The sequence below is a fragment of the Bacillus cereus group sp. Bc010 genome, from assembly GCF_027716745.1.
Classification (GTDB): Bacteria; Bacillota; Bacilli; order Bacillales; family Bacillaceae_G; genus Bacillus_A; species Bacillus_A pacificus.
Genome location: NZ_JAQFUY010000087.1, coordinates 1 through 2,719, shown reverse-complemented (window position 1 = coordinate 2,719; position 2,719 = coordinate 1). Strand labels below are relative to the sequence as shown.

The window sequence follows — 2,719 nt, the reverse complement described above, 5'->3', positions numbered from 1 at the left end:
AAAACAATCCCTACGCTTTGGAACACTGCGAAAAAAGATGGATTTATGCAAGAACTAGTAGATATGTCATGGGAAAACCCAAAATGCACGCTTGAAAGCCTTCTGGGGGTTTGCGGAAAAGAAGCAGCCATCACAGATGAAAAGTTTTCCTATTTCATGGGCGTAAGATACGATGGTGACCCCCCCTCAAATATGGAGACGCTTATTCTTCCCGCAAGTACATGGGCAGTTTTTCCGAACATAGTAGATGCATGGAAACGATTATATTCCGAGTGGGTCCCTACCTCCGAGTACGAACTTGCAAATTTACCATGTATAGAATGTTATTACGGGCCGAATCATAAACCAAGACATGAACTCTGGGTTCCTGTCATCCCTAAGTAATTTACATATTCAATAATAGAACTCTGTTTATAGTGAACAAAAAAGCCTTATTTCTCGATTAAGTTGGCGAGAAATAAGGCTTTTTATATTGAAATTTCCTTATTGTTGTAATCACCATTTACCTGAAGCGCTTCCTTTAGGAGATTATCGCAAAAATATTCCAAACCGTGTGGGGATGGTTTGATGCTAATGAGTATAATATGAGGTGTTTTATGGATAATTAATTAATAAATGGAAAGAATACCTTTGAGTAACCTAGAAATAAATTTTATTTTATTTGCTCATTAATTATTAAATCCTAATCAGATAGTAGGTTTAACAATGCAATCACATAAAGCAAATTTTTCACAAGTATTTGTTTTGTTTATGATGAGTATTGGCTTAATGAATCACGTAATGGTAATTCCTATGTTATTAGCGATCTCAAAGAGGGATTCGTGGATTTCTGTCCTCTTATCTGGAGGATTCATTCTCGGTTGGTTACTTTTTATTCAATTTATTATGAAAAAATTAGACCATACACATCTGTATTCATGGTTAAATAACCATTTTGGCAAAATTATTGCAAGGGGATTATGTTTTTTAATATATATTTATCCTCTTATTTATTGGAGTTACCTTAAAGGATATGATTGTATGGACCGTTACATCCTATTTCCCACAAAGTCCTGCGCCTATATTAGCAATGCTATTTTTAGTTATCTGCTTTTTTGCTGCAACTTCTACCTTTACAACCTTATCTATTCTCTCAGGTTTTTTATTAGTATTTGTTGTTGCATTAGGCTTTTTCGTTATGAGTCTTAATTTTCCTCATAAGGATTATTCTCAATTATTCCCTATCCTTGAGAATGGATTGACACCCGTTATCAAAGGAACCGTCTATAGTTTAGGTTCTCTGCTAGAAGTGACTTTAATATTTTTTATTCAACATAAATTAAAAATGAATATCAAGTCACGGAGTTTTATTATGCTCGGCTTAGTATTGATAGGCTTAACGCTTGGACCTTTATTGGGTTCTATTGCTATTTTTGGACCTGAAGAGGCTTCTAATCAGAGGTATCCTGCTTACGAAGAATGGAGATTATTGAAGATAGGAAAGTATATCGAACATGTAGATTTCTTTTCAATTTACCAATGGTTATCAGGTGGATTTATTAGGATTAGTTTTGGTTTATATATTATTGGACAATTATTTTCATTTAAAAACGAGAAAAAAAGGAATGTATTAATAGGAATCAGTTCACTAATTACATTTGTGGCTGTTCTTCTTCCTATAAGTGATATCGAATTTGTTCGTTTTTTACAAAATGTTTATTTTCATTTAACTTTTTTATTTTTACTTTCCTTTTCAATAGTATTAGGACTTTTAGTTTTTCTAAAAAGAGGAAAGGAGAGATAATCCTTGCGAAGATGGAATCAGAATACAAAAAAAGAGGGTAATGGAAAATTTTCTATCTATAAACCAAATCCAATATTAAATGAGGAAAAAATACGTTCAACATATCAAAATAGTGAGGATGTCAAAGTTGTTCTCCATAAAATTGGGAGTGAAGAAAAAGCTGTTGAGACCTTTTTCATTTATTGCGAAAGTTTAGTGGACAAAAAACAAATAAATCAGATTGTTATTCCTCAATTAGAAAAAATAGCTCAAAAACATCAATATCTTTTCTTAAAGGAAGAAATCCATAAGTATCAACAAGAGCTAGAGTGGACACCTTTAAAAGTGGGAGAAGGGTTAGAGTCTATCTCTTTGGAAATATTTAACGGAAATTTAGTTCTGTATTTTCCTAAGTCGCTTACCTTTTTTTCTGTCAATGCTTCAAATAAACCAAACCGTTCTACTGAACAGTCTAATTACGAAATATCCGTACGTGGGCCAAGAGACAATTTTATTGAAGATATTTCAACAAACGTGGCACTTATTCGTAAAAGATTAAGACATCCCACCTTGTCTTATCAAACGTTGACGTTAGGTAAACGGACCCAAACTCAAATAGGGATATTATATTTAAAAGATGTAGTTAATTTAGAGATTTTAGATAACATTCGAGAATGTCTAACTTTAATTGATATCGATGGCGTAATTAGTTCAACTCAAATTCAAGAGATGGTATCGAAACAATCTTTATCTATTTTTCCTCTTTGTGGTGATACAGCTAGACCAGATTTTGCAGTGGAATGCTTATTGCAAGGTAGAGTAGTGATTATAATTGATGGCTCCCCAATTGTTATTATCGCTCCTGTTACTATAGCTTTTTTAATAAAAGCTGCAGAAGATTCCCACTTTAATTTTCTAACTGTATCATTTGCACGCTTTTATCGGTGGATAGGATTT

Annotated in this window: 3 protein-coding genes; all 3 read left to right on the top strand. The window is 32.8% G+C overall.

What is annotated here, in order from left to right; genetic code table 11:
* Positions 1-384 (top strand): GyrI-like domain-containing protein (locus tag PDQ68_RS28430; RefSeq protein WP_144533874.1); only part of this gene is annotated, 384 nt, incomplete at its 5' end.
* Between the two features lie 628 nt (positions 385-1,012).
* Complete coding sequence (locus PDQ68_RS28425) at positions 1,013-1,783, top strand: endospore germination permease (RefSeq protein WP_270787162.1); 771 nt, start codon at positions 1,013-1,015, stop codon at positions 1,781-1,783.
* Between the two features lie 3 nt (positions 1,784-1,786).
* Positions 1,787-2,719: spore germination protein (locus tag PDQ68_RS28420; RefSeq protein ID WP_270787161.1), on the top strand; the 933-nt coding region annotated here is incomplete at its 3' end.

What these genes read in the sequence shown, in the direction of transcription:
- PDQ68_RS28425 (WP_270787162.1), top strand. Translation starts at nt 1,013, where the DNA reads ATGATTGTATGGACCGTTACATCCTATTTCCCACAAAGTCCTGCGCCT.